The sequence below is a fragment of the Mesorhizobium sp. genome, from assembly GCF_024509055.1.
In the GTDB taxonomy this organism is placed as follows: Bacteria; Pseudomonadota; Alphaproteobacteria; order Rhizobiales; family Rhizobiaceae; genus Mesorhizobium.
Genome location: NZ_JANINM010000348.1, coordinates 1 through 1,630 on the forward strand (window position 1 = coordinate 1; position 1,630 = coordinate 1,630).

Here is a 1,630-nt window from a genome sequence, read left to right on the forward strand (position 1 = left end):
TGCGCACCAACACCAGCCGGGTGCTGAGCTGCTTCAGCGACCTCGACCATGCGCCGGGAACATCCGTCTATCCGACGCAGGCCGAAATGCTTGCCTATCTCGAACGCTACGCGGCCGAGACGGGCATAGCCGGACGCATCCGTGCCTCGTCGCCGGTCGAGCGGCTGGAGCGTTGTCCCGGCGGCGGATGGCTGGTCACCTCGCGCGTTGGCGGCGCCCTGCGGGCGGAACGCTTTGAGAAGGTGGTGGTCGCAACGGGCCGCCAGACCCGGCCGCATCTGCCGCGGGTCGAGGGCCTTGCCGGCTTTGCCGGCAGCGGCGGCGTTTGCCACAGCATGGATTACCGCGGCGCCGCTGCCTATCGCGGCCTGTCCGTGCTGGTTACTGGCTGCTCGATCAGCGCGCTTGAAATTGCCTCGGAACTGGCGATGGGCGGCGCGGCGGGCGTCAGCGTCGCCAGTCGGCGCCAGCGCTATGTGCTGCAAAAGCTGCTCAGCGGCGTGCCGGCCGACCATCTGGCTTTCACCCGCTTCGCGGCGCTTGCCGGTCCGGTGACGCCGCCGGAGATGCTGGCGGCGGGACTGAAGGGCTTCGTCGTCGGCACCTCCGGCAGCCCCGAACAGTTCGGCGCGCCTCGGCCACACGAAAACATCTTCGTTGCCGGGCTCACCCAGTCGCAGAACTATCTGCCGCTGGTCGCCGAGGGCCGCATTGCGCCACGACCGTGGATCGAGCGCGTGGATGGAAGGACCGTGTTCTTCACCGACGGCTCGAGCCAGCAGGTCGACGCCATCGTGATGGGCACGGGCTATGAGCTGTCGCTGCCCTTCGTCGGCCGCGATATCGCGGAGGCGCTGGAGTGTGACGGTCAGCACGCCACGCTGGCCGACCACACCTTTCATCCCGATCTCGAAGGCCTGGCCTTTATCGGCCTCTATGACCAGGTCGGGCCCTTGCTGCCGGTGCTGGAGCTGCAGGCGCGCTGGCTGAGCTATGTCTGGTCGGGCCGGGTCGCGGCGCCGTCGCGGACCGAGCTCGGCGAGCGGCTCGCCGCCAGCCGCACGGCGCGCAACGGGCCGCCCCAGGTGCTGATGCACGACATGGCGGTGCTGTTCGCCCGCCGGATCGGCGCGGAGCCCGATCCGCGCCGCTGGCCACAGCTGAAGCGCGCGCTGATGTTCGGCCCGCTGTCGCCTGCCTCCTTCCGCCTGAAAGGACCGGACAGGCTCGCTGACGCCGCCGCCCGGACCGAGGCTGACGCAGCCGCCTTCGGGGCGATCGTCTCAGGCGAGATGACGGCGGACGAGGCGGCGCGATGGGCGATGATCGAGCAGGCGGTGCTGGCGCCGATGGGCGAGGCGGCCTGATGCTGGTCGGAAGTGGACGCCGGCGTGGCAGCTGCCAATCTCCCCCACTAGTGAGGCAGATGCCTGTCAGGGCAGAGGAGGGCGCGAAGGAATGCCAACGGCGCAGGTCGGCGCTCACTCCCCCGAATCCTCCGGCGTCGCGCCGAGCAGCTTGAGGGCATTCGCAAGCGCCCGGATGCCTTGCGCCTGCTTGTGGTCGGCGCAGAGCCGCGCGGCCTTCTTGCGCAGCGCGACAGCCTCGACGACCGCCGGCTGGTCGGCCT

1 protein-coding gene is annotated in these 1,630 nt (G+C 70.1%); it reads left to right on the forward strand.

Going from position 1 to position 1,630, the window contains the following annotated elements; genetic code table 11:
* A partial coding sequence (locus tag Q0L57_RS14670; protein WP_296743747.1) for an NAD(P)-binding domain-containing protein occupies positions 1-1,367 on the forward strand: 1,367 nt, incomplete at its 5' end.
* Positions 1,368-1,630 lie beyond the last annotated feature (263 nt).